Source organism: Streptomyces sp. NPDC056347, from assembly GCF_042262625.1.
Classification (GTDB): Bacteria; Actinomycetota; Actinomycetes; order Streptomycetales; family Streptomycetaceae; genus Streptomyces.
Window position 1 is genome coordinate 1 of the sequence record NZ_JBHJQP010000102.1, and the last position, 20,771, is coordinate 20,771.

The following is a 20,771-nucleotide window of genomic DNA, read 5'->3' on the forward strand; positions in this document are numbered from 1 at the left end:
CCCCTGAAGGGGCGGACCCGGTCCCCTCCCCGCACTCTCGACGACGAGAGAACCACGAAGGGACAAGAACGCCATGAAGAAGGAGACCGCCTCCTCCCGCGCCCGGCTCGCCGAGAGGCCCGCCGCCCCGCACCTGGCGATCGAGGATCTCGACGCCGCGGGCGACCGCAGTCAGGTGCTGTTCACCATCTGCATCCGCAGCGGGCCGGCCGGCCCCGACGCGACCGGGGACCGCGCCCCGTCGGCACGGACGGGGGCATGACCTCCGGCGGGGGGCAGGGCCTCCGGGCCGCGTCCGGAAACGACGCGCGCGTCGGCTTCGCCGGCCACCTGGCGCCGACCGTCGTCCCGGGCGAGGCGGTCTATCTGGTGTCCCAGCTCGGGGTGACCGCGCTGCGCGGCGAGCACGCCGAGGTACTGGCGCCGCTGCTGGACGGCAGCCGCACGGCGGCGGAGGTGCTTCGCGAGGCCACCGGACGGCTCGGTGACGCGGCGGCCCGCGACTCGCTGGCCGCCCTCGACCGGGCGGGCCTGCTGCGCAGCCGCCCGGCCGGCGACGCCGGGTGCGACGCCACGCGCGACCGCGCGGCCTACTGGGACCTCGCGGGCCTGGACGGCTCCCGTGCCGCGCGGGCGGCGGGCCGCGCGCGGGTACGGATCGTGGACCTCACCGAAGAGGCGGGCACGGCCCGGCTGAGCGCGGCCTGCGAGGAATCGGGCCTGTACGTGGCGGAGGTGACGGACGGCCGGCAGTACGGCCACGCGCTCTCCGGGGACGGCGCCGACTTCGCGCTCGTCCTGTGCGACGACTATCTGACCCCCCGTCTGCGCGAGATCGACGCGGCCCACCGGCAGCGCGGGCTGCCCTGGCTGCTGGCCCGTCCGGGCGGCGCGGAGCCCTGGGTCGGCCCGGTGTTCCGGCCCGCCGACAATGGCCCCTGCTGGTCGTGCCTCGCCGTCCGGCTGCGGGCGCACCGCCGATCCGAGGGGCCGCTCCAGCGGGCCCTCGGCCTCGACGGCCCGCTGCCGCGACCGGCGGCGGCCCTCGCCGCCTGCCGTGCGCTCGGGCTGCAGCTCGCGGTGCTGGAGACGGCCAAGTGGCTGGCCGGGGTGCGCGATCCGGCACAGGACGCGGTGACCGTACTCGGCACGCTCCGGTCCGGGACCGCACAGCACGCCGTGGCACGGCTGCCGCAGTGCGCCGCGTGCGGCGATCCGGAGACCGTCGCACGCCGGGTGCGGGCCCCGTTCGTTCCGGCGTCGCGGCCGAAGGCGGACCGGGACCTCGGCGGCCACCGGTCCCTGACCCCCGACCAGATGCTGGCCGCCTACGGGCATCTGGTCGATCCGGTCACCGGCATCATCAAGGAGATCCGCCGGGCGCCGAACAGCCCCGGCTTCGTCCACCCGTACCTCTCCGGGCACAACCTCGCCATGGGGCCCGCCACACTGGACGGCCTGCGGGCCGGGTTGCGCGCGCTCAGCGGCGGGAAGGGCGTCACGGAGACCGAGGCGCGGGCGAGCGCGCTCGGCGAGGCGGTCGAGCGGTACAGCGGGACCCGGCACGGCGACGAGCCGGTGGTGCGGGACACGTTCCGCGCGCTGGGCGACGCGGCCGTGCACCCCAACGCCTGCCAGCTCTACGCCGAGCAGCAGTTCCGCGACCGGGACCGCTGGAACGCGGCCGGTTCGCTGCTGAGCCATGTGCCCGTGCGGTTCGCCGAGGACCGGCCCACCGAGTGGACCCCGGTCTGGTCGCTGACCGCGGGGCGGCAGCGGCTGCTGCCCACCTCGATGCTCTACTACGACGGCCTGGGGCGGAGCACCGACGGACTGTCCGCGGACTCCAACGGCAACGCCGCGGGCAGCAGTCCGGAGGACGCGCTGCTCCAGGGGTTCCTGGAGCTGGTCGAGCGGGACGCGGTGGCGCTGTGGTGGTACAACCGCACCAGGCAGCCGGCCGTGGACCTCGACGCGCTGGACGAACCGTACGTGGGCCGGTTCCGCGAGGGCTGTGCCGCGCTGCACCGCGAGGTGTGGGCGCTCGATCTCACCTCCGACCTCGGCGTCCCCGTGGTGGCGGCGCTGTCCCGGCGGACCGACAAGCCCGCCGAGGACGTCGTCTTCGGCTTCGGCGCGCACTTCGACCCCCGGCTGGCGGTCCGCCGGGCGCTGACCGAGATGGGCCAGCTGCTGCCGGCCGTCTGCGACGTCCGCGCGGACGGCACCGGGTACCGCGTCACCGATCCGGAGCCGTTGCGCTGGTGGCGGACGGCCACGTCCGCGGGCGAACCGTGGCTGACGCCCGACTCCTCGGTTCCGGCCCGCACGCCCGCGCACTGGACCTACACGGCGCGCGCGGATCTGCTGCACGACGTGGACGCCGTCACGGAACTGCTACGCGCGCGCGGCATGGAGCTGCTGGTGCTGGACCAGACGCGGCCCGACCTCGGGCTGCCCGTGGTGAAGGTGATCGTGCCGGGGCTGAGGCCGTTCTGGTCCCGGTTCGCCGCGGGCCGCCTGTACGACGTGCCGGTGGCACTGGGGCGCAGGCCGAAACCGATCGCGTACGAGGACCTCAACCCCGTCCCCCTCTTCGTATGAAAGGCCCTTACCGGCCGGTCACTTCACTTACTTCACATCATCCACTTAAACTCCACCGCAGTCACGGAGAACCGTGGCTGTCCGAAATCGACCCTCTCCGTCGACCGAGGCCGAGATTCGCCCCTGCCGCTCTGCTCGGCGGTGACCGGACCGGGCACCCCCGGAACGGCGAGGGACACGGGCAGCCGACACAGGGGGCGGAAGATCATGGCGATACGCGTACTGCTCGCAGAGGACATGAACATGGTGCGGGGCGCGCTGGTGGCGCTCCTCGACCTGGAAGGCGACCTCAGCGTGGTGTGCGAGCTGGAGCGCGGGGACGAGATCGTGGAGGCCGCCCGCCTCCACGGCCCGGACGTCGCGGTCATCGACATCGACCTGCCGGGCGTGGACGGGCTCACCGCCGCCGCGCAGCTGCACGAGGAGCTTCCGGAGTGCCGGACGCTGATCCTCACCAGCATGGGCCGGCCGGGCACGCTGCGCCGGGCGCTGACCGCGAAGGTCGACGGCTATCTGCTGAAGGACGCCCCGCCCGGCGAACTCGCCAACGCCGTACGGCGGGTGGCGGCCGGTCACCGGGTGATCGACCCCCAGCTGGCCCTGGCCGCCTGGGGCGGCGCGGAGACACCGCTGACGGACCGGGAGACCGAGGTCCTGCGGCTGACCGCCGACGGCGCGGAGGCCAAGGAGATCGCACGGCAGCTGCATCTGTCGGCCGGGACCGTGCGGAACTACCTGACCAACATCGTGACCAAGCTGAACGCCCGGAACCGGGTGGACGCCATCCGCATCGCCCGCGACGCGGGCTGGCTGCTCTGACCGCGGCCCCTCAGGGGACGGGCGGCCGGACGGACTCGGCGGGCATGGCCATCGAGGCCGCGGCGAGGTACTCCAGGATGTCCTTGGTGACCGCCGACGGCAGCGGCAGCGCCCTCGACACGTCGTCCGGCGTCACCGGCCAGGCCAGCATCCCCACCGCCCAGACCGCCTCGGGCCGGTGCAGCGTCACGCGGTGCGGGGAGTTCGGCGACTCCAGGATGAAGCCTCCGGGCCGGAGCGTGAACGTGGTGTCGCGGGGCAGCCAGATCGGCTCCTCGCCGGGCAGCCGCAGCAGCGCGAAGGACGCCTGCGGGGAGAGGGGGGTCACCGACAGCAGCGGGCCGCGCAGGTCGTCGAGGCCGAGGGTGCGCACGATGAGGTGGCTGAACCGCTCCAGGCCCGCGACCAGCATGAGGACGCCGCTCGCGTCGGACGGCTCGGCGGACGGCTCCTCGGACGGCTCGACGTCCGGGGGGCCGTGCGGCTCGGCCGACCCGGCAGGGGTGCCGCTCCCGGGCGGCTGGGCGGCGTCGGCGGGTTTCGGGGCCGGCACCACGTTGGCGAGCAGGATCGGCCCGAGCTCCATGCGGCGCAGCGCGGCCCGGACGACCGGGTCGGCTCCGTCCACCCACTCCGTCCCCCAACGGCCGGTGAGCTCGAGCCGGTCGTCGGTGTCACCCGTCTCCACGGTGACGTCCTCGACCAATGACCAGAGGTGCACGGTCCGGTGCTCGGCCGTGTCCGCCATGGCGCTCCCCCTCGACTCTCCCATCGCCCGGGGCGATTCGGTGAACCGAGTATCCAACTGGCCAGTAGCCTCGGGACAGCTACGCCCTCACGAGCCGTATGTGAAATCTTCATCCGGTTGGACGACACCGGAACACCGGAGGAACCGTCGCCTTCCGTGGAGCCTCGACGTCTGCGCTCCCGAGTGCCGGCACCGCACGGTGGCGACCGCGAAGGACGCACGGGCCGCGGGCGCCGTGGTGCCGGTGGGCCCGTGTCCTGTCCGGCCGGTCAGCCCCGAGCCGTGTGGCGGCCGTGGTCCCGCGCCCGGGCCGCCCGCAGCAGCCGGACCGCCGCGACTCGCTGGTGGCGTGGGCGGCCCTCGGCCAGGAGCCCGTGCAGCAGTTCCCGCGGTACGCGGTCGGCCCACGGCAGCAGGGCCGCGGTCGCCTGCCGGACCACCGCCGCCGACGGGTCGTCCAGGAGCGGGCGTACGTCGTCGACGCGCACCGCGTCCAGCGCCCGCAGCCCGGCCACGGCGCTGGCGCGCACGCCGGGAACCGGGTGGGTGAGGAGTGCCCGGACCTGCTCCGCGTCCTCGCGCACCCCGCACTCGCCGAGGCCCGCCGCGGCGGCGGGCCGGGCCGTGGGGTCGGCGCACAGAGCCCGGTACAGCGGCACCGGGTCGGTGCCGCCCTGCCGCAGTACCCAGCGGGCGCATGCCCGCACCACGGCGGACCGGTCGGTGAGGTACGGCTCGGCGTCGGCGTGCCGTCCGGCCCGGCGCAGCGCGGTCACTCCCGCCGACCTGACCCGGGGCTGCCGGGCCGAGAGCAGCGTTTCCACAACCTCCGCGGCCCTCTCGTCGCCGCCCTCGCCGAGTGCGGCGACGGCCGCTCCGGCGCACAGGTCCTGCACGAGGACGTCGCGGTGGCGGGCGGCGGTGCGGGCGAGCCGCGCCGCGGGGAGCAGCCGCCGTTCGACGACGACGCGGTACGCGAGACGGGCCGTGGCCCGGTCGGCGCTGTCGAGCAGCGCCTCGGCCCGGTCGGCCGGGCCCGTGCGCAGCGCTCCGGTCAGCAGTTCCTGTGCGAAACCGCCCCGGGAGCGGCGGCCGATCCGCAGGGTCAGCGCGGCGTGCTCGGCCAGCCGGTGCGGGGGCGTCCGGGCCAGGAGCTCGCGGGCCCGCTCGCGCACCGGCGCCGCCCAGTCCGCGCAGCGGATGACGACCAGCGCGAGCAGGGCGGGCCGCTCCTCGGCCTGGTCGAGCGCCGCCTCACGGATCCGGCCGTCGGGGTGGCAGAGGGCGAGGGCGAGTTCGGCGTCTCCGGGCTTCTGGCGCCAGGTGACGGCGGGTTGCGAGGTGTCCGGATCCCGGCTCAGCCGCCGCCCGGACGGCGACGCGTTCGAGTGGAGCAACTCCGGGCGCAGCCAGGCCAGTTCACGTACCGCGAAGTCGAGGCCGATCCAGGACTCCGGGTCCGTGACGTCGAGCACCTGGTCCCGAGCGGCTCCGGCGGCCATTCGCGCGACAGCCTCGTACGCAACGTCTTCGCTGGTAGGCATGCGGGAAGCCTACTCACGGCCCGGCATTCCGGAACCCGCCGGTCTGCGTGAAGAGGTCGTTCACCATCTTCTGGGCCTTCGCCTCGTGCTCCCGCGGGACCTCGGCGCGGACCCAGAGCAGGTTGGTGTGCGAGACCTTCGCCTTCTCGTCCCACCAGCCCCAGTAGCGCTTCATCGCGATCCGGTAGCGGTCCGTGCCGTCGACGGGTCCGTCCGCGGTGTACGTGGAGTTCTCGGCCTTCGTCCACGGGGTCCGCGCGTGATCGGGGACCGCGCGGAGGAACGCGTCCGTCTCCTTCTGGTCGCACGACGGCCCGCAGTAGTGGAACCGGATGTCGAGCCGCGTGTCGGGGAGCAGACCGGCCCTCACCATCTCGGGCCGGGCCTTGCAGGTGTAGGTGACCGGGTCTTCGGCGGCCGCGCGTTCGCAGGCGAGGTGTTTCGGGGCGCGGAAGACGACCGGGGCGTCGTCGAGGAGCCAGAGGTAGGAGCGTTCGTCGCCCTGCCAGGTGGCTCCCCGCACCGACTGTGCCGGGCGACGGGAGTAGTACGCGAACCGGTTGCCGCCCTTCGGGATCTTCGCCCGGGGCGGCAGGCCGGCCAGGGACCGTTTGCTGACCGGCGTTGTCCCGGTGCCGGGGGCGGTGCTTCCGGAAAGGTCCGCACGACCCAGCAGCCCGGCCCGGCGGGCGGCTTCCCGGGCCAGGATCTGTGCGGCCTCGGCCACCCGGCCGGAGGAGGCGAACTCCTCCTCGTACTGGACGTACAGGAAGGCGTTCGCGGTGCGCATGCCGACCATGGCGTACCCGAGCGACGCCCGTTCCTCGTCGGCGTCCCGGTACGGATTGGGCCATCCTGCCGAGACGTACGCCTCCTCCCCCAGGCCGGAGAGCTCACGGAAGATGCGCCCGGTCGAGCCGATCCCCGCCCAGCTCCTCGCCACACCCCGCGCCTTCAGGTACTCCACGTGCGCCTTGTCCGGGCCCCTCGCGGAGCGTCCCTCCCCGGCGAGGAGCCGGGCGCCCACGTTGATCCTGATGTCCCGGGCGAACGGTGCCTGTTCGCCCGCGCCGCAGGTGCGGCCGTCCTCGCCGGCGACGACGGCGGGGTCCTCCATCAGCCGGCCGAGGTCCTGCCGGGCGAGCAGTCCGCACGCGTCGGGCAGCGAACGGACCGGGCCCGGCAGCGGTTCCGCGATGCCGGCCCCGGATCCGACGGTCAGCGCGGCCAGCACGGCGGCCGTCCCCAGCAGCGGCCCCGGGACGCGCCGGAGCGCGGCGAGACGCGGCCTCGGGCGGGTGCCGGCCGTGGCGCCGTCGGCCGTGTCCCGGGCCAGCCGGTCGCGCAGTTCGATGTGGCGGAAGCGGTAGACGCCACCGGACTGGCGCAGCACACCGCGCGCGTGGGCGTCTTCCAGGAACGGCATGAGCTGTCGGGGCAGTCTGCCCGTCACCCAGAGGTACAGGCGCGCCACCGTGAATCCGCCCCACGCGGACGCGCCGAAGGCGTACAGGGCCCACGCGAGCGGCAGCCCGACGGCCAGGCGGACCCAGTCGCGGCCGGTGATGACGTCCACGCCGCCGACCTGCTGCCAGGCGGCGAGCATGACGAGCGGCAGCACCAGCACCATCAGCGGCGTCTCCTCCACCCCCCGTACGACCGGTGCCGACCAGCCCAGGGCCAGGGCGCCGCGCCGGTCGGCGCGCAGCAGACCGGACGGGCTGTCGGCGCTCGCCGGGTCGGACCGGCGCCAGACGGCGGCGGCGGCCCGCACCGCGTACGTCCACCCGACGGCGGCGGTCGGCAGCGTCATCAGCCAGCGCGGCGCGGCGCCGTCGGCGGTCAGTGCGGCGGCCCAGCCGGCCGTCAGGCCGAGCACCGCGAGTGCCGCCCGCCACCGGGCCGCGCGGCTCGTCCTGAGGGTCCCGGCGGCGGGCCGTGCCAGACGCCGCGGCGGGAGCTGCCACTCGGCCGGGCTCGCGGCCGCGGCGGCCGCGAGCATCAGCACGCACAGCAGGGCGAAGGCGCCCGGCACCCCCAGCGGGAACCGCCGGCCCCACCAGGGCACCCCGAAGTCGATCCCCGCGACGAGCACGGCCCCCAGAGCGAACGACGGCACCAGCGCGAGCGCCCGTACGGCCCGCGGCACCGTTTCGTCCAGCCGCCACCAGGCGAGATCCTGCTCGTTCGTCTCCTTCATCCTGGAGGCGAGGAACCCCGCCCACGCACGAGCCCGCTCGGGTGCCCATCCACCGCGCGCGGCCCGTATGTCGTGCGAGGCGCTGTAGACGACGTCGAGGAACGCGTCGTACAGATGCCGTTCGACGTCCTGACCGCTCTCGAACCTCGTCGGATCCAGCAGTTCCCCGGGGTCGGAGTCGCCGTGCGCGTAGGCGACCCGGGCGAGGCCCACCATCAGCGGCACGCTGAGCACGTCACGCAGCCGCCGCACTTCCGGTGAGCGGTCCGCGGGGTCCGCGCGGTCATTGAGCCGGTCGAGTACGGGTGTCCATCTGCTCCGGGTCCGGCCCGGGGCGAGGTAGGCCCGTACGGCGTCGTCGGCCAACGGGCTGAGGCGGATCTCCGTGCGCTCGAACAGACCTTCCTCCGGGGCGTGTTCGCGGTACTCCGGCTCACGGCTCGTCAGCACGAACGGGCGGCGCCCCCGCATCGTCTCGGTGATCTGGCGGAGCGCGTCGGCACGCCGGTGCCCGGGCAGTTCGTCGAACCCGTCGAGGACCGGCAGCACCCGGCGGGTCAGCAGCAGGTGGAACGCGACGTCGGCCGCCGGCGCACCGGCCGTCGACGCGAACGCCTCCGGGTACTCCTCCGCGAGCCGCTCCGCCAGCCACCCCAGAAGGCCGTGGCCCGGATCCCAGGACGCCAGCGACACGACGGCGGGCACGGGGTCCTGGGAACCCCGCGCGCGCTCGCGCAGGAGGGCGTGTGCCAGGCGCAGCACGAGGACGGACTTGCCCGCTCCGGCGCCGCCGAGGACGACGAGGCGCCGGGAGGGGGTGGCGGCGAAGAGGCCCGCGATGGCCGCCTCGTCGGCGTCGGGTCCGGTGCGGTCCGTATCGCCGTCCGGGTGCGGTGTGTCCGCCGGCCCGGTCGTCCAGCGCACCGCGAGCGGATGCGGATCGTTGACCCTCGCCAGGCGCTCGTCCTGGCCGTACCGGAAGGCGAGGCTCTCGGCGAGGGCGTCGGCCGTGCGGGCGAGGTTCCTCTCGGAGCGCCAGGCCGCGCGCCGCCGCCGGGCCACCTCCCGGTTCACCCTCGTACCGGCCTCGAACACGATCGCGCCCGCGATCAGGAGCCACCCGCAGGCCACCGGCCCGAGCCCGGTCCGTTCCGGCAGGGGTACGGCGGGGCGGACGGCGAGCAGCAGCGCCCCGACCAGAGCGGCGGCGAGGCGGCCCACCGGGCCGAAGCTGCGGTACCACGGAGCGCCGGGTCCGGCGTCGGCGCCGGAGTGGATCTCGTACGCTCCGTGGATCTCCAGGGTCCCGATGTCGCGCGCGAAGACGACGTTGCGCTGTGTGCCGCCGGATATCTCCTGGTGCGGGCCGTCGGCTCCCCCGTGCTTCACGGCTGCGCCCCTCAGTTCAGGTTGATCGGTCCGTGGACGTCCCGGGTGAAGACGACGTTGTGCTGGGTGCCGCCGGATATCTCCTGGTGCGTGTCGCCGCCGCCCCGTGCCCCGGCGCCGTGGACCCGCTCCGCCTCCTGGTGCCAGAGCGTCAGCGCCTGCGCGAAGACGGGGTCCTGGTCCGCCCGAAGCGCGAGGGCGGCGGCCAGTTCACGGGCGCGTGCGTCGTTCCCGGTGTCTTCGGCGAGGGCGGCCAGCTCCCCGTCGCCGACGGCGTCCTCGGTCTGTCTCCGTACGAGTGCGCGGAGCCGTTCCCACAGGCTCTGCCCGGCGGCTCCGGCGGTCCCGCTCGCCAGAGCCATGAGAAGTTCCGCTGCCACCGGTTCCATGGACGCTCCCCTCGACACGGCCGACCGGCCCATCCCATCGGAGAGATGCCCGCCCTGTCCACGGATTCCCCGACGGCTTCCGGCCGGTGGCGTCCGCTTTCCGGCCGTTTTCCTTGCCGGAGCGCACGGGCCGACGGCTTTCCCGCACGAACCTCTGCCGGGCCGGGGACCCTGCCCCCTCCTCCCCGGTCACCGTGCACAGCGGCGGCTGATCCGCCACCCCGCGTATTCGGCCAGGCGCGATGGCTTTGTGCCATTCGTCGGCGAACCGTCCTCGGGGGCCGATCCGTCCGGCTACACATGAGGGGCGGGTAGCCGATCGGTTACCCAGCGTGTTGTTGGCCGGTCGGGGTGGAGGTCGGAACGGTTGCTGACCATCAATGTGGCGGTGCTGCTCGCAGTCGTCGTGGTGCTGAGGTTGCGCCGGCGCACCCAGCCTCGTAGCCGGTTCGACGAGAAGATGACCGTGGTGATCGTTCTGGCGCTGGGTGTCGTGCTGGCTCCGACCCCGGTCGGCCAGGGAATCCTGAGCCTCCTGGGGCAGGCGGCGAGCGGCGTCACGCAGGCCGGCCGGTGAGCCTCCGCGGACGCCGGGGCGTACCGGCCGGGCGCCCGTCGGCGCGTCGACGCCCCCGCAGGCCGGGCGGACGGCAGCGGCGGCAGCGGCGGCAGCAGCAGCAGCAGGTGAAGGAGAACCTGTTCGGGCTCCTCGTGGCCGCGGTGCTGGCCGTCTCGCTGGTGGTCGCCGTCGTCAACTGGCTGCTGGCCCACTGGTGGGTGCTGGTCGCTCTCGGCGTCCTCGCCGCGTCGGCCGGCGGATGGTGGCTCCACCACAGGCAGCAGCGCGCCCGGTGGGAGGCGGCCCGCGCGCGGGGCCTGCGCTACGGCCTGGCCCAGCTGGACGCCCTGCACCACTCCCGGTTCGAGGACGCGGTGCGCGAGCTGATGCACCGTGACGGCTGCCGGGACGCGATCCGTGTCGGCGGCGGCGGCGATCTGGGGGCGGACGTGAAGGCCACCGACCCCTACGGGCGGCGCTGGGTCATCCAGTGCAAGCACCGCCGCGACGGCCTGGCCGGGTCCGCCGTGGGCACCCCGGACTTCCAGGTGCTCAACGGCACCGCCCGCCAGGTCCACGGCGCCGATGTCGCGGTGATCGTCACCAACGGCCGCGTCACGGCCCCCGCCGTCGCCTTCGCCGAGCAGCAGCGCCTCCATGTCGTCGACCGGCACACCCTCGGTGCGTGGGCCGCCGGATCACGCCCCCTGTGGGAGCTGCTCCGGGCCGTCCCGCCACCCCGCGGACCGTCCGCGCTCTCCTGAGCCGGGGTCAGCCGACGTACCCCTCGGGTGTGCCCCAGGTGTCGCCGCGGGTGGTCGTCCGGTCGGTCAGGACGCAGCGGGTGCCGGTGAAGTTGGTCGGCATGCACTTGTTGCAGTGGATGCACAGGGACGGGGTGGCGGCGTCCTCGCGCAGCCGGTTGACCAGGTCGGGTTCGCGGAGCAGGGCGCGGGCCATGGCGACGTACGCGAAGCCCTCGCGCATCGCACGGTCCATGACCGGCCTTCCGGTGATGCCGCCGAGCAGGATCATCGGCAGCTTCACGGCGGCGCGGATCTGCCGGGCGTCCTCCAGCAGATAGGCGTCGCGGTAGGGGTAGCTGCGCAGGAAGCGGCCACCCACCGCCTTCACCCCGAGCCGGGCCGGCTGCGGCATGACCGCGGCGAACTCGCGCAGCGGGGCGTCGCCCTTGAAGAGGTACATCGGGTTGAGCAGGGAGCTGCCCGCGGTCATCTCCAGGGCGTCGACGGTGCCGTCCTGTTCCAGCCACCGGGCCACCGCGATGGCCTCGTCGAGCCAGAAGCCGCCGGGCACCCCGTCGTCCATGTTCATCTTGGCGATGACGGCGATCCGGCCGTCGGCCGCGTCGTGGACGGCCCGCATGATCTCCCGGGCGAATCTGGCCCGGTTCTCCAGGGGGCCGCCGTAGCGGTCGGTGCGGCGGTTGAGGCGGGGGCTCAGGAAGGAGCTGGCCAGGTAGTTGTGGCCCAGGTGGACCTCGACGGCGTCGAAGCCCGCGGCGGCGGCGCGGCGGGCGGCCTCGGCGTGCGCGCCGGTGATGCGCCGGATGTCGGCGAGGGACGCCGCGCGGGCCCGGCTGAAGGCGGTGGTGTGGAAGAAGGATGACGGGGAGAGGGCGGGGGCGCCATTGGCGCGGGGGCTGGCGACGGGGCCGCCGTGGCCGATCTGCGCGGCGATCGCGGCGCCCTCGGCGTGCACGGCCTCGGTGAGGACGCGCAGTCCGGGCATGGCTTCGTCGGTCCAGTGGATCTGGTGCCGGTCGGTGCGCCCGTCCCGGGTGACGGCGCAGTAGGCGACGGTCGTCATGCCGACGCCGCCGCGTGCGTAGGCGACGTGGAAGTCGACCAGGTCCCGGGTCACCAGGGCGCGGTGGCTGAGGCCCTCGTAGGTCGCGGCCTTGATGACGCGGTTGCGGAGCCGGATCGGGCCCAGGCGGGCGGGGGCCAGGACGTCGGGTGCCTCGGTGGCGGTCAAGGGCGGTTCCTCCTCGGTTCGACGGGGTGGGACGAGGGGGTGGCGGCGGATCGGCGAGGTGGACGGGGCGGAGGCGGATCGCGGCGCAATACGGCTCAGCCAGGTGGGGCGAGCGCGGCCGCGGCCCGGCCGAGTGGGGCGGGAGCGGGCGCGCCCGGGGCGAGCGGCGCGGAGGCAGGGGGGCGTTCAGTGCGCTCCGTACACCGGCCGGGGTGCTTCGGCCCGGGCGAGCAGGCCGGTCGCGGCCTCGCCCGCCTCGGCCGGGGTCCACCGGTCGCCCTTGTCCGCGGTGGGGCCCGGGCGCCAGCCCTCCATCACCGTGATCCGCCCGGCCTCGGCCTCGAAGACCCGGCCGGTGACCCCGGCGCAGGCGGCGGAGCCGAGCCAGACGACGAGGGGCGAGACGTTCTCCGGGGCCATCGCGTCGAACGTGCCCGGCGGGCGCACCGCCATGGTCTCGGCGAAGGTCTCCTCGGTCATCCGGGTGCGGGCGGCCGGGGCGATCGCGTTGACCTGGACCCCGTATCGGCCCAGTTCGGCGGCGGCCACCAGGGTCAGGGCGACGATCCCGGCCTTGGCGGCGGAGTAGCAGCCCTGGCCGACGCTGCCCAGCAGCCCGGCCCCGGACGAGGTGTTGACGACCCGGGCCCCGGGCATGCGGCCGGCCTTCGCCTCGGCCCGCCAGTGCGCCGCGGCGTGCTTGAGCGGCAGGAAGTGGCCGCGCAGGTGGACCCGGGTCACCGCGTCCCAGTCGTCCTCGTCCAGGTTGACCAGCATCCGGTCGCGGAGGAATCCGGCGTTGTTGACCAGGGTGTCGAGCCGCCCGAAGGTGTCGAGCGCGGTCGCGACGAGCGAGGCGGCGCCCTCGGTTGTGGCGATGTCCCCGTGGTGCGCGACGGCCCCGCCACCGGCCGCGCGGATCTCCTGGGCGACCAGCTCGGCGGGTTCGGTGGCGCCGCCCGAGCCGTCGAGCCCGACGCCGAGGTCGTTGACCACGACCCGGGCGCCCTCGGCGGCGAGGGCCAGGGCGTGGGCGCGGCCGAGTCCGCGGCCCGCGCCGGTGACGACGGCGACACGTCCGGCGCACAGCGGGGTCGGTGTGCTCATGACGGAAGTCCTTTCGCTGGGCGGGGAACCCGGTCGTCGGGCCCCCAGGGGCAGGAGCGGGGCGGCGAAACCGGACGACGCCCTCCCCTGACGTCCGTATCGCTGCTACGTTGAACCAAACAAACGTTAGGTGGAAAGGTAGCTGATCTGCTCATGGGTGTCTCCACCTCCGCCCCGGAAGCGGGCATCGCCGTCGTCACCGTCGACTTCCCACCGGTCAACGCCCTGCCGGTGCGCGGCTGGCACGACCTCGCCGCCGCGGTGCGCGCCGCCGGGTCCGATCCGGAGGTCCGGTGCGTGGTGCTCGGTGCCGAGGGACGCGGGTTCAACGCGGGGGTGGACATCAAGGAGATGCAGCGCTCGGCCGGGCACGAGGCGCTGATCGGGGCCAACCGGGGCTGCTTCGAGGCATTCGCCGCTGTCTACGAGTGCGAGGTGCCGGTGGTCGCCGCCGTGCACGGCTTCTGCCTGGGCGGCGGCATCGGCCTGGTGGGGAACGCGGACGCGATCGTGGCCAGCGAGGACGCCGTCTTCGGGCTGCCGGAGCTGGACCGGGGCGCGCTCGGCGCGGCCACGCATCTGGCCCGGCTGGTCCCGGCGCACCTGATGCGGACCCTTTACTACACCTCGCGCACCGTGACGGCCCATGAGCTGCACGGGCACGGCTCGGTGTGGAGCGTCGTCCCGCGCGAGCGGCTGTCCGGCGCCGCCCTGGAGCTGGCCCGGGAGATCGCCGCCAAGGACGGCTCGCTGATCCGGCTGGCCAAGGCCGCCATCAACGGGATCGACCCCGTCGACGTACGCCGCAGCTACCGCTTCGAGCAGGGCTTCACCTTCGAGGCCAATCTCAGCGGCGTCGCCGGGCGGGTGCGCGACACCTTCGGCACCGACGCGGACAAGGAGCGCGACGAGTGACACAGGACAAGACGATGACGGCCGAGGAGGTCGTCGGCCGGCTGGAGAGCGGCATGACCGTCGGCATCGGCGGCTGGGGTTCGCGCCGCAAGCCGATGGCACTGGTCCGGGCGCTGCTGCGCTCGGACGTCACCGATCTGACCGTGGTGTCGTACGGCGGGCCCGATGTCGGGCTGCTCGCCGCCGCGGGGCGGATCCGCAAGCTGGTCACGGCGTTCGGGACGCTGGACTCGGTCCCGCTGGAACCGCATTTCACCGCGGCCCGGCAGCGCGGCGCGTTCGAGATGGCCGAGCTGGACGAGGCGATGCTGATGTGGGGGCTGACGGCGGGCGCGCAGCGGCTGCCGTTCATGCCGGTGCGGGCCGGGCTGGGCTCGGACCTGATGAAGGTCAACCCGGCGCTGCGTACGGTCACTTCGCCGTACGACGACGGGGAGGTGCTGGTCGCGGCGCCCGCGCTGCGGCTGGATGTGGCCCTGGTGCATCTCAACCGTGCGGACGCGCAGGGCAACGGGCAGTATCTGGGCCCCGATCCGTACTTCGACGACCTGTTCTGCGAGGCCGCCGACCGGGCGTACGTCTCCTGCGAGCGGATCGTGGAGACCTCTGAGCTGCTGAAGGAGCACGGCCCGCAGACGCTGCTGGTCAAACGGCTGTTCGTGAACGGGGTGGTCGAGACGCCGAACGGCGCGCACTTCACCTCCTGCGTACCCGACCACGACCGCGACGAGGCTTTCCAGCGCGCCTACGTCCGGGCCGCCCGCGACCCCGAGGCGTGGCCCGCCTTCGCCGCACGGTTCCTGTCCGGCGACGAAGCCGCGTACCAGGCCGCCGTCACCGCGTTCCACCAGGAGGAAGCATGAGCGGCAGCGCGACGACCGGTATCGCGGCGCCGAGCCGCGCCGAGTACTGCGTGGTGGCATGCGCCGAGGCGTGGCGGGGCGCGGGCGAGGTCCTCGCCAGTCCGATGGGCACCGTCCCGGCCATCGGGGCACGTCTGGCGCGGCTCACCTTCTCCCCCGCCCTGCTGCTCACCGACGGGGAGGCGCTGCTGATGGGCGACACCCCGGCGATGGGAGCGGCGCCGGGGAGCGTGGAGGGGTGGCTGCCGTTCCGTCAGCATCTGGCGCTCACCGCCACCGGGCGGCGGCACGTGATGATGGGCGCCAGCCAGATCGACCGCTACGGCAACCAGAACATCTCGTGCATCGGCGACTGGGCCCGGCCGGTGCGCCAGCTGCTCGGAGTGCGTGGCGCGCCCGTCAACACCCTGAACAATCCTACGAGTTACTGGATCCCCCGGCATTCGACGCGGGTCTTCGTCGAGCGGGTCGACATGGTCAGCGGGGTCGGTTACGACCGGGCGGCGGCAGCCGGGCCCGCCGCGAGCCGCTACCACCGCATCCCCGAGGTCATCAGCGATCTGGGGGTCTTCGACTTCGAGACGCCCGACCGTACGATGCGGCTGCGCTCACTGCACCCGGGGGTGAGCGTCGAGCAGGTCGCCGCCGCCACCGGCTTCGGCCTCACGGTCCCCGCCGGGGTGCCGTTCACCCGGGAGCCCACGCGGGCGGAGCTGCTGCTGATCCGCGAGGTCATCGACCCGAAGGGGCTGCGCGAGCGCGAGGTGACGGCATGACCGGGCCCGCGCCGCTGCCGACCGCGCTCACCGAACTGACCGGGGTGCGGTACCCGGTCGTGCAGACCGGGATGGGGTGGGTGGCCGGTCCCCGGCTGGTGTCCGCGACCGCGAACGCGGGAGCGCTCGGCATCCTGGCCTCGGCGACCATGACCGTGGAGCAGCTGCGTGCGGCGGTCCGGGAGGTCAGGTCCCGTACGGACGCGCCGTTCGGCGTCAATCTGCGGGCGGACGCGGGGGACGCGGCCGAGCGGGTGGGGGTCATGATCGAGGAGGGGGTGCGGGTGGCGTCGTTCGCGCTCGCCCCGTCGAAGGAGCTGATCGCCCGGCTGAAGGACGCGGGGGTCGTCGTCATGCCGTCCGTGGGGGCCCGGCGGCACGCGGAGAAGGTCGCCGCGTGGGGGGCCGACGCGGTGATGGTGCAGGGCGGCGAGGGCGGCGGGCACACCGGCAGCGTGGCCACCACCGTGCTCCTGCCCCAGGTGGTGGACGCCGTGGACATCCCGGTCGTCGCGGCGGGCGGCTTCCACGACGGCCGGGGCCTGGTCGCCGCGCTCGCCTACGGGGCGGCCGGGATCGGGATGGGCACGCGTTTCCTGCTCACCTCCGACAGCACCGTCCCCGAGGCGGTGAAGGCACGGTATCTGGCCGCCACGGTCCAGGACGTCACGGTGACGGACCGGCTCGACGGGCTGCCGCACCGGATGCTGCGCACCGCCATGGTGGATGCGCTGGAGCGCTCGGGCCGGGCGGCCTCGCTGCTGCGGGCGGTCCGGCACGCCGCGGCGTTCCGGAAGGAGTCGGGGGCGAGCTGGCCCCGGCTGGTCCGGGACGGGCTGGCGATGAAGCACGGCAAGGAGCTGACCTGGAGCCAGGTTCTGCTGGCGGCCAACACCCCGATGCTGCTCAAGGCCTCGCTGGTCGAGGGGCGTACGGACATCGGGGTGATGGCCTCGGGCCAGGTGGCGGGAGTGATCGGGGACCTGCCGTCCTGCGCGGAGCTGGTCGGCCGGATCATGGCGGAGGCCCGGCTGTCCCTGAAGGAGCTCGGCGCCCTCTGAGAACGCCCGCCCGTCCGGGCGTTCCCCGAGGCGCCCGGCGGCGTCAGAGGCGTTCGATGACGGTGACGTTGGCGAGGCCGCCGCCCTCGCACATGGTCTGGAGGCCGTAGCGGCCTCCGGTGCGCTCCAGCTCGTGCAGCAGGGTGGTCATCAGTTTGGTGCCGGTGGCGCCGAGCGGGTGGCCGAGCGCGATGGCGCCGCCGTTGACGTTGACCCGCTCCGGGTCGGCGCCGGTCTCCTTCAGCCAGGCCAGGACGACCGGGGCGAACGCCTCGTTGATCTCCACCAGGTCCATGTCGCCGATGGACATGCCGGTCTTCTTCAGCGCGTGCGCGGTCGCCGGGATGGGCGCGGAGAGCATCCGGATCGGGTCCTCGCCGCGTACCGAGAGATGGTGGATGCGGGCCCGGGGGGTCAGGCCGTGTTCGGCGACGGCCCGTTCGGAGGCGATGAGCAGCGCGGAGGCGCCGTCGGAGACCTGCGAGGAGACCGCGGCGGTCAGCAGGCCGCCGTCGACCACGGGCTTCAGGGCGGCCATCTTCTCGGCCGAGGTGTCCCGGCGGGGCCCCTCGTCCACGGTCACCTCGCCGTACGCGACGGTCTCCCGGGCGAAGCGGCCCTCGTCGATGGCGCGCAGTGCCCGGCGGTGCGAGCGCAGCGCGAACTCCTCCATCGCCTCGCGGGTGATGCCCCACTTGCGGGCGATGAGTTCGGCGCCGTGGAACTGGTTGACGGGCGCGTCGCCGTAGCGGGCGCGCCAGCCCTCGGAGCCCGCGTAGGGGCCCTCGGTGAGCCCGAGCGGATCGGCGGCCTGGCGGGAGGCGAAGGCGATGGGGATCATCGACATGTTCTGGGTGCCGCCCGCCACGACCAGGTCCTGGGTGCCGGAGAGGACGCCCTGGGCGGCGAAGTGGGCGGCCTGCTGGGAGGAGCCGCACTGCCGGTCGACGGTGGTGCCGGGCACCTCCTCGGGAAGGCCCGCGGCGAGCCAGGCGGTGCGGGCGATGTTCCCGGCCTGCGGGCCGACGGTGTCCAGGCAGCCGAACACGACGTCGTCGACGGCGGCCGGGTCGATCCCGGCGCGCCCGACCAGTGCCTTGAGGACGTGGGCGCCCAGGTCGGCGGGGTGCACGGCGCTGAGGCCGCCCTTGCGGCGGCCGACCGGGGTGCGTACGGCTTCGACGATGTAGGCCTCGGCCATGTCTGCTCCTTCGTGAAGGATGATGGTGGGTCAGGTGCGTGGGGTGATGCCTTCGAGGACCATGGAGAGGTACTGGCGGGCGATCTCCTCGGGCCCGTGGACGCCGTCGGGTCGGTACCAGGAGGCGGCCACCCAGACGGTGTCGCGGACGAAGCGGTAGGCGAGCCGGACGTCCAGGTCGTGGCGGAAGATCTGTTCGGCGACGCCGCGTTCCAGCGTGCGCAGCCAGGCCTGTTCGAACTTCGGCCGGGACTCGGCGAGATGGGCGAAGCGCGGCCGGGCGGCGAGGTGGTGGGCCTCCTTCTGGTAGATGGCGACCGCGGGTCCGTGCCGGTCGATCTGCCGGAAGGACTGGGTGACGAGCCCCTCGATGGTCTCGCGGGGTCCGAGCCCGGCGGCGAGCACGGCTTCGTAGCCCGCCCACAGTTCGTCGAGGAAGGCCGTCAGGATCTCGTCGAGCATCGACTCCTTGGAGTCGAAGTGGTAGTAGAGGCTGCCCGCGAGCAGCCCCGCGTGGTCCGCGATGCGGCGGACGGTGGTGGCGTTGTAGCCGTGGGCGGCGAACACCTCGGCGGCGGTGGCCAGGAGTTCGGCCCGCCGTTCGGCGCCGGGGTTCGGGGTGACCGTCCTCACGCCCTCTGGCTGCTGACGGAGACGGTCTCCCCGGTCATGTACGCGGAGTAGCCGCTGGCCAGGAAGACGATGACGTTGGCGACCTCCCAGGGCTCGGCGTAGCGGCCGTACGCCTCGCGCCCGGTGAGCTCGGCGAGCAGCTCCGGTGTGGTGACCTTCACCAGGTGCGGGTGCATGGCCAGGCTCGGTGCGACGGCGTTGACGCGTACCTGGAAGTCGGCGGCCTCCAGGGCGGCGCACCGGGTGAGCGCCATGACCCCGGCCTTGGCGGCGGCGTAGTGGGCCTGGCCGCGCTGGGCGCGCCAGCCGACGACCGAGGCGTTGTTGACGACGACGCCGCCGGTGCCGCCGTTCCTGAGGTGGCGCAGGGCGGTGCGGGTGCAGCGGAAGGTGCCGCCCAGGGTGACGTCGAGGACCTTCGTCCACTGCTCGTCGGTCATGTCGACGAGGTCGGCGGTGCCGCCGAGGCCCGCGTTGTTGACGACGATGTCGAGGCCGCCGTGGCGCTCGGCGGCGTATCCGAACAGGGCGTCGACCTGTTCCTGGTCGGTGACGTCGCAGGGCAGGGCGGCGACCCGGTCCGCGCCGAACTCCTCGGCGAGCGCGGCGGCGCTCTCGCCGAGGCGGCGCTCGTGGGCGTCACCGATGACGATCCGGGCCCCCTCCTCCAGGAAGCGGCGGGCGGTCGCGCCGCCGATCCCGGCGCCCGCGGCGGCGGTGATCACCGCGGTGCGCCCGGTCAGGAGGGAGTGGCCCGGTACGTAGGTCGGCCGGTGGGTCACGGGCGGGGCTCCTTCGGCAGGCCGAGGACGCGCTCGGCGATGATGTTGCGCTGGATCTCGTTGGACCCGGCGTAGATGGTGTCGGCGCGGGAGAAGAGGAACAGCCGCTGCCAGTCGTCGAGTCCGTACGGTCCTTCGGCGGCGGTCATCCCTCCGGCGCCGAGCACGCTCATGGCGAGTTCGCCCAGCTCCCGGTGCCAGGTGGCCCAGAAGATCTTGCCGATGGAGGCCTCGGGGCCGGGTGCGCCGGCCGCGACGCCGTCGAGCATCCGCAGGGCGTTGCAGCGGATGGTCTCCAGTCCGGTCCAGGCGCGGGCGAGCCGGTCGCGGATCAGCGGGTCCCCGGCGGCGCCGTTGCGGCGGGCCAGGGCGATGAGGGCCTCCAGTTCGCGCCGGAAGCCGACCTGCTGGCCCAGGGTGGAGACGCCGCGCTCGAAGCCCAGGGTGGCCATGGCGACGCGCCAGCCGTCGCCCGGCTCCCCGACGACGTGCTCGGCGCGGGTGCGGGCGTCGTCGAAGAAGACCTCGTTGAACTCGTGGGTGCCGGTGAGCTGGGTGATCGGCCGGATCTCCACCCCGGGGCCGTCCAGCGGGACCAGCAGGTAGGACAGGCCGTGGTGGCGCGTCGAGCCGGGCTCGGTGCGGGCGACCACGAAGCACCACTGGGCCGCGTGTGCCATCGATGTCCAGATCTTCTGCCCGGTGACGACCCAGTCGGGGCCGTCGCGCTCGGCCCTGGTCCGTACGTTCGCCAGGTCGGACCCGGCGTCCGGCTCGCTGTAGCCCTGGCACCACAGCTCCTGGACGGCGGCGATCGGCGGCAGGAACCTGGCCCGCTGCTCGGGGGTGCCGAAGGCCACCAGCGTCGGCCCGAGGAGCTGCTCCCCGATGTGGTTGACCCGTGCGGGGGCGTCGGCCAGGGCGTACTCCTCGTGGAAGGCGATCTGCTGCTCGATGCTCGCGCCGCGCCCGCCGTACTCCTCGGGCCAGCCCACGCACGTCCAGCCGGCGGCCGCCATGTGCCTCTCCCAGCCCAGGCGTTCGTCGAAGGCCTCGTGCTCGCGCCCGGGTCCGCCGCGGCCGCGAAGACCCGCGAAGGAACCGGTGAGGTTGGCGGCCAGCCAGCCGCGGATCTCGGTGCGGAACTCCTCGACGCTGCTCATGACGGTACGTTAATCTACCA

At 74.2% G+C, this 20,771-nt stretch carries 19 protein-coding genes; 9 read left to right on the forward strand and 10 right to left on the reverse strand.

The genetic code is table 11. The annotated features are described in order from the left end of the window. The first annotated feature begins 73 nt into the window (after positions 1 to 73). The 3 genes from ACFCV8_RS22720 to ACFCV8_RS22730 all read left to right on the forward strand — a co-directional run bounded on the left by ACFCV8_RS22720 (position 74) and on the right by ACFCV8_RS22730 (position 3,423). Positions 74 to 262 (forward strand): hypothetical protein, encoded by a 189-nt coding sequence (locus ACFCV8_RS22720; RefSeq protein WP_376687235.1) that lies wholly within the window; start codon positions 74 to 76, stop codon positions 260 to 262. Beyond that, positions 259 to 2,604, forward strand: coding sequence for a TOMM precursor leader peptide-binding protein (locus ACFCV8_RS22725; protein ID WP_376687236.1), 2,346 nt, complete (start codon positions 259 to 261; stop codon positions 2,602 to 2,604). Before ACFCV8_RS22720 ends, ACFCV8_RS22725 begins: the two co-directional genes overlap by 4 nt. Before the next feature lie 207 nt (positions 2,605 to 2,811). Next, entirely contained in the window at positions 2,812 to 3,423 is a 612-nt protein-coding gene (locus ACFCV8_RS22730; protein WP_376687237.1) for a DNA-binding response regulator, read from the forward strand. 10 nt (positions 3,424 to 3,433) lie between these two features. On the opposite strand, the gene ACFCV8_RS22735 is transcribed toward ACFCV8_RS22730, so the two are convergent. The 4 genes from ACFCV8_RS22735 to ACFCV8_RS22750 all read right to left on the reverse strand — a co-directional run bounded on the left by ACFCV8_RS22735 (position 3,434) and on the right by ACFCV8_RS22750 (position 9,693). Then, positions 3,434 to 4,171 (reverse strand): hypothetical protein, encoded by a 738-nt coding sequence (locus tag ACFCV8_RS22735; RefSeq protein ID WP_376687238.1) that lies wholly within the window; start codon positions 4,169 to 4,171, stop codon positions 3,434 to 3,436. Between the two features lie 269 nt (positions 4,172 to 4,440). Continuing rightward, positions 4,441 to 5,715: a hypothetical protein gene (locus ACFCV8_RS22740; RefSeq protein WP_376687239.1), complete on the reverse strand. Its 1,275-nt coding sequence runs from the start codon at positions 5,713 to 5,715 to the stop codon at positions 4,441 to 4,443. A 13-nt stretch (positions 5,716 to 5,728) separates the two neighbouring features. Next, positions 5,729 to 9,304, reverse strand: a complete 3,576-nt coding sequence (locus ACFCV8_RS22745) for an NACHT domain-containing protein (protein ID WP_376687240.1) — start codon at positions 9,302 to 9,304, stop codon at positions 5,729 to 5,731. Positions 9,305 to 9,315: 11 nt separating this feature from the next. Then, on the reverse strand, positions 9,316 to 9,693 hold the full coding sequence (locus tag ACFCV8_RS22750) for a hypothetical protein (RefSeq protein WP_376687241.1): 378 nt from the start codon (positions 9,691 to 9,693) through the stop codon (positions 9,316 to 9,318). Between the two features lie 367 nt (positions 9,694 to 10,060). On the opposite strand from ACFCV8_RS22750, the gene ACFCV8_RS22755 reads away from it, so the two are divergent. After that, a complete protein-coding gene (locus tag ACFCV8_RS22755; protein ID WP_376687242.1) occupies positions 10,061 to 10,270 on the forward strand; it encodes a hypothetical protein in 210 nt (69 codons plus the stop codon). Next, on the forward strand, positions 10,267 to 11,016 hold the full coding sequence (locus ACFCV8_RS22760; RefSeq protein ID WP_376687243.1) for a restriction endonuclease: 750 nt from the start codon (positions 10,267 to 10,269) through the stop codon (positions 11,014 to 11,016). Before ACFCV8_RS22755 ends, ACFCV8_RS22760 begins: the two co-directional genes overlap by 4 nt. Before the next feature lie 7 nt (positions 11,017 to 11,023). On the opposite strand, the gene ACFCV8_RS22765 is transcribed toward ACFCV8_RS22760, so the two are convergent. Then, on the reverse strand, positions 11,024 to 12,250 hold the full coding sequence (locus ACFCV8_RS22765; RefSeq protein ID WP_376687244.1) for an NADH:flavin oxidoreductase: 1,227 nt from the start codon (positions 12,248 to 12,250) through the stop codon (positions 11,024 to 11,026). A 186-nt stretch (positions 12,251 to 12,436) separates the two neighbouring features. Further along, the gene (locus ACFCV8_RS22770) at positions 12,437 to 13,357 is read right to left on the reverse strand and encodes an SDR family oxidoreductase (RefSeq protein ID WP_376687245.1); all 921 of its coding nucleotides are present in this window, start codon (positions 13,355 to 13,357) and stop codon (positions 12,437 to 12,439) included. Positions 13,358 to 13,510: 153 nt separating this feature from the next. On the opposite strand from ACFCV8_RS22770, the gene ACFCV8_RS22775 reads away from it, so the two are divergent. The 4 genes from ACFCV8_RS22775 to ACFCV8_RS22790 are packed head-to-tail and all read left to right on the forward strand — an operon-like array spanning position 13,511 to position 16,972. Then, positions 13,511 to 14,272, forward strand: coding sequence for an enoyl-CoA hydratase family protein (locus ACFCV8_RS22775; protein WP_376687246.1), 762 nt, complete (start codon positions 13,511 to 13,513; stop codon positions 14,270 to 14,272). 14 nt (positions 14,273 to 14,286) lie between these two features. Beyond that, positions 14,287 to 15,135, forward strand: coding sequence for a CoA transferase subunit A (locus ACFCV8_RS22780; RefSeq protein WP_376687259.1), 849 nt, complete (start codon positions 14,287 to 14,289; stop codon positions 15,133 to 15,135). After that, on the forward strand, positions 15,132 to 15,911 hold the full coding sequence (locus tag ACFCV8_RS22785; RefSeq protein ID WP_376687247.1) for a CoA-transferase subunit beta: 780 nt from the start codon (positions 15,132 to 15,134) through the stop codon (positions 15,909 to 15,911). The genes ACFCV8_RS22780 and ACFCV8_RS22785 overlap by 4 nt, the downstream gene beginning before the upstream one ends. Further along, positions 15,908 to 16,972: an NAD(P)H-dependent flavin oxidoreductase gene (locus ACFCV8_RS22790; protein ID WP_376687248.1), complete on the forward strand. Its 1,065-nt coding sequence runs from the start codon at positions 15,908 to 15,910 to the stop codon at positions 16,970 to 16,972. Before ACFCV8_RS22785 ends, ACFCV8_RS22790 begins: the two co-directional genes overlap by 4 nt. Positions 16,973 to 17,015: 43 nt before the next feature. Here ACFCV8_RS22790 and ACFCV8_RS22795 read toward each other — a convergent pair whose 3' ends face one another. The 4 genes from ACFCV8_RS22795 to ACFCV8_RS22810 are packed head-to-tail and all read right to left on the reverse strand — an operon-like array spanning position 17,016 to position 20,751. Beyond that, the gene (locus ACFCV8_RS22795) at positions 17,016 to 18,173 is read right to left on the reverse strand and encodes an acetyl-CoA C-acetyltransferase (RefSeq protein ID WP_376687249.1); all 1,158 of its coding nucleotides are present in this window, start codon (positions 18,171 to 18,173) and stop codon (positions 17,016 to 17,018) included. A gap of 30 nt (positions 18,174 to 18,203) precedes the next feature. Continuing rightward, positions 18,204 to 18,806 carry a TetR/AcrR family transcriptional regulator gene (locus ACFCV8_RS22800; protein ID WP_376687250.1) on the reverse strand — a complete coding sequence of 201 codons (603 nt, stop codon included), beginning with the start codon at positions 18,804 to 18,806 and terminating at the stop codon, positions 18,204 to 18,206. Next, positions 18,803 to 19,588 (reverse strand): SDR family oxidoreductase, encoded by a 786-nt coding sequence (locus ACFCV8_RS22805; RefSeq protein WP_376687251.1) that lies wholly within the window; start codon positions 19,586 to 19,588, stop codon positions 18,803 to 18,805. The genes ACFCV8_RS22800 and ACFCV8_RS22805 overlap by 4 nt, the downstream gene beginning before the upstream one ends. Further along, positions 19,585 to 20,751 (reverse strand): acyl-CoA dehydrogenase family protein, encoded by a 1,167-nt coding sequence (locus ACFCV8_RS22810; protein ID WP_376687252.1) that lies wholly within the window; start codon positions 20,749 to 20,751, stop codon positions 19,585 to 19,587. Before ACFCV8_RS22810 ends, ACFCV8_RS22805 begins: the two co-directional genes overlap by 4 nt. Positions 20,752 to 20,771 lie beyond the last annotated feature (20 nt).

What these genes read in the sequence shown, in the direction of transcription:
- ACFCV8_RS22775 (WP_376687246.1), top strand. Translation starts at nt 13,511, where the DNA reads ATGGGTGTCTCCACCTCCGCCCCGGAAGCGGGCATCGCCGTCGTCACC.
- ACFCV8_RS22740 (WP_376687239.1), bottom strand. Translation starts at nt 5,715, where the DNA reads ATGCCTACCAGCGAAGACGTTGCGTACGAGGCTGTCGCGCGAATGGCC.
- ACFCV8_RS22725 (WP_376687236.1), top strand. Translation starts at nt 259, where the DNA reads ATGACCTCCGGCGGGGGGCAGGGCCTCCGGGCCGCGTCCGGAAACGAC.
- ACFCV8_RS22785 (WP_376687247.1), top strand. Translation starts at nt 15,132, where the DNA reads ATGAGCGGCAGCGCGACGACCGGTATCGCGGCGCCGAGCCGCGCCGAG.
- ACFCV8_RS22790 (WP_376687248.1), top strand. Translation starts at nt 15,908, where the DNA reads ATGACCGGGCCCGCGCCGCTGCCGACCGCGCTCACCGAACTGACCGGG.
- ACFCV8_RS22780 (WP_376687259.1), top strand. Translation starts at nt 14,287, where the DNA reads ATGACGGCCGAGGAGGTCGTCGGCCGGCTGGAGAGCGGCATGACCGTC.
- ACFCV8_RS22730 (WP_376687237.1), top strand. Translation starts at nt 2,812, where the DNA reads ATGGCGATACGCGTACTGCTCGCAGAGGACATGAACATGGTGCGGGGC.
- ACFCV8_RS22770 (WP_376687245.1), bottom strand. Translation starts at nt 13,357, where the DNA reads ATGAGCACACCGACCCCGCTGTGCGCCGGACGTGTCGCCGTCGTCACC.
- ACFCV8_RS22750 (WP_376687241.1), bottom strand. Translation starts at nt 9,693, where the DNA reads ATGGAACCGGTGGCAGCGGAACTTCTCATGGCTCTGGCGAGCGGGACC.
- ACFCV8_RS22735 (WP_376687238.1), bottom strand. Translation starts at nt 4,171, where the DNA reads ATGGCGGACACGGCCGAGCACCGGACCGTGCACCTCTGGTCATTGGTC.
- ACFCV8_RS22810 (WP_376687252.1), bottom strand. Translation starts at nt 20,751, where the DNA reads ATGAGCAGCGTCGAGGAGTTCCGCACCGAGATCCGCGGCTGGCTGGCC.
- ACFCV8_RS22795 (WP_376687249.1), bottom strand. Translation starts at nt 18,173, where the DNA reads ATGGCCGAGGCCTACATCGTCGAAGCCGTACGCACCCCGGTCGGCCGC.
- ACFCV8_RS22720 (WP_376687235.1), top strand. Translation starts at nt 74, where the DNA reads ATGAAGAAGGAGACCGCCTCCTCCCGCGCCCGGCTCGCCGAGAGGCCC.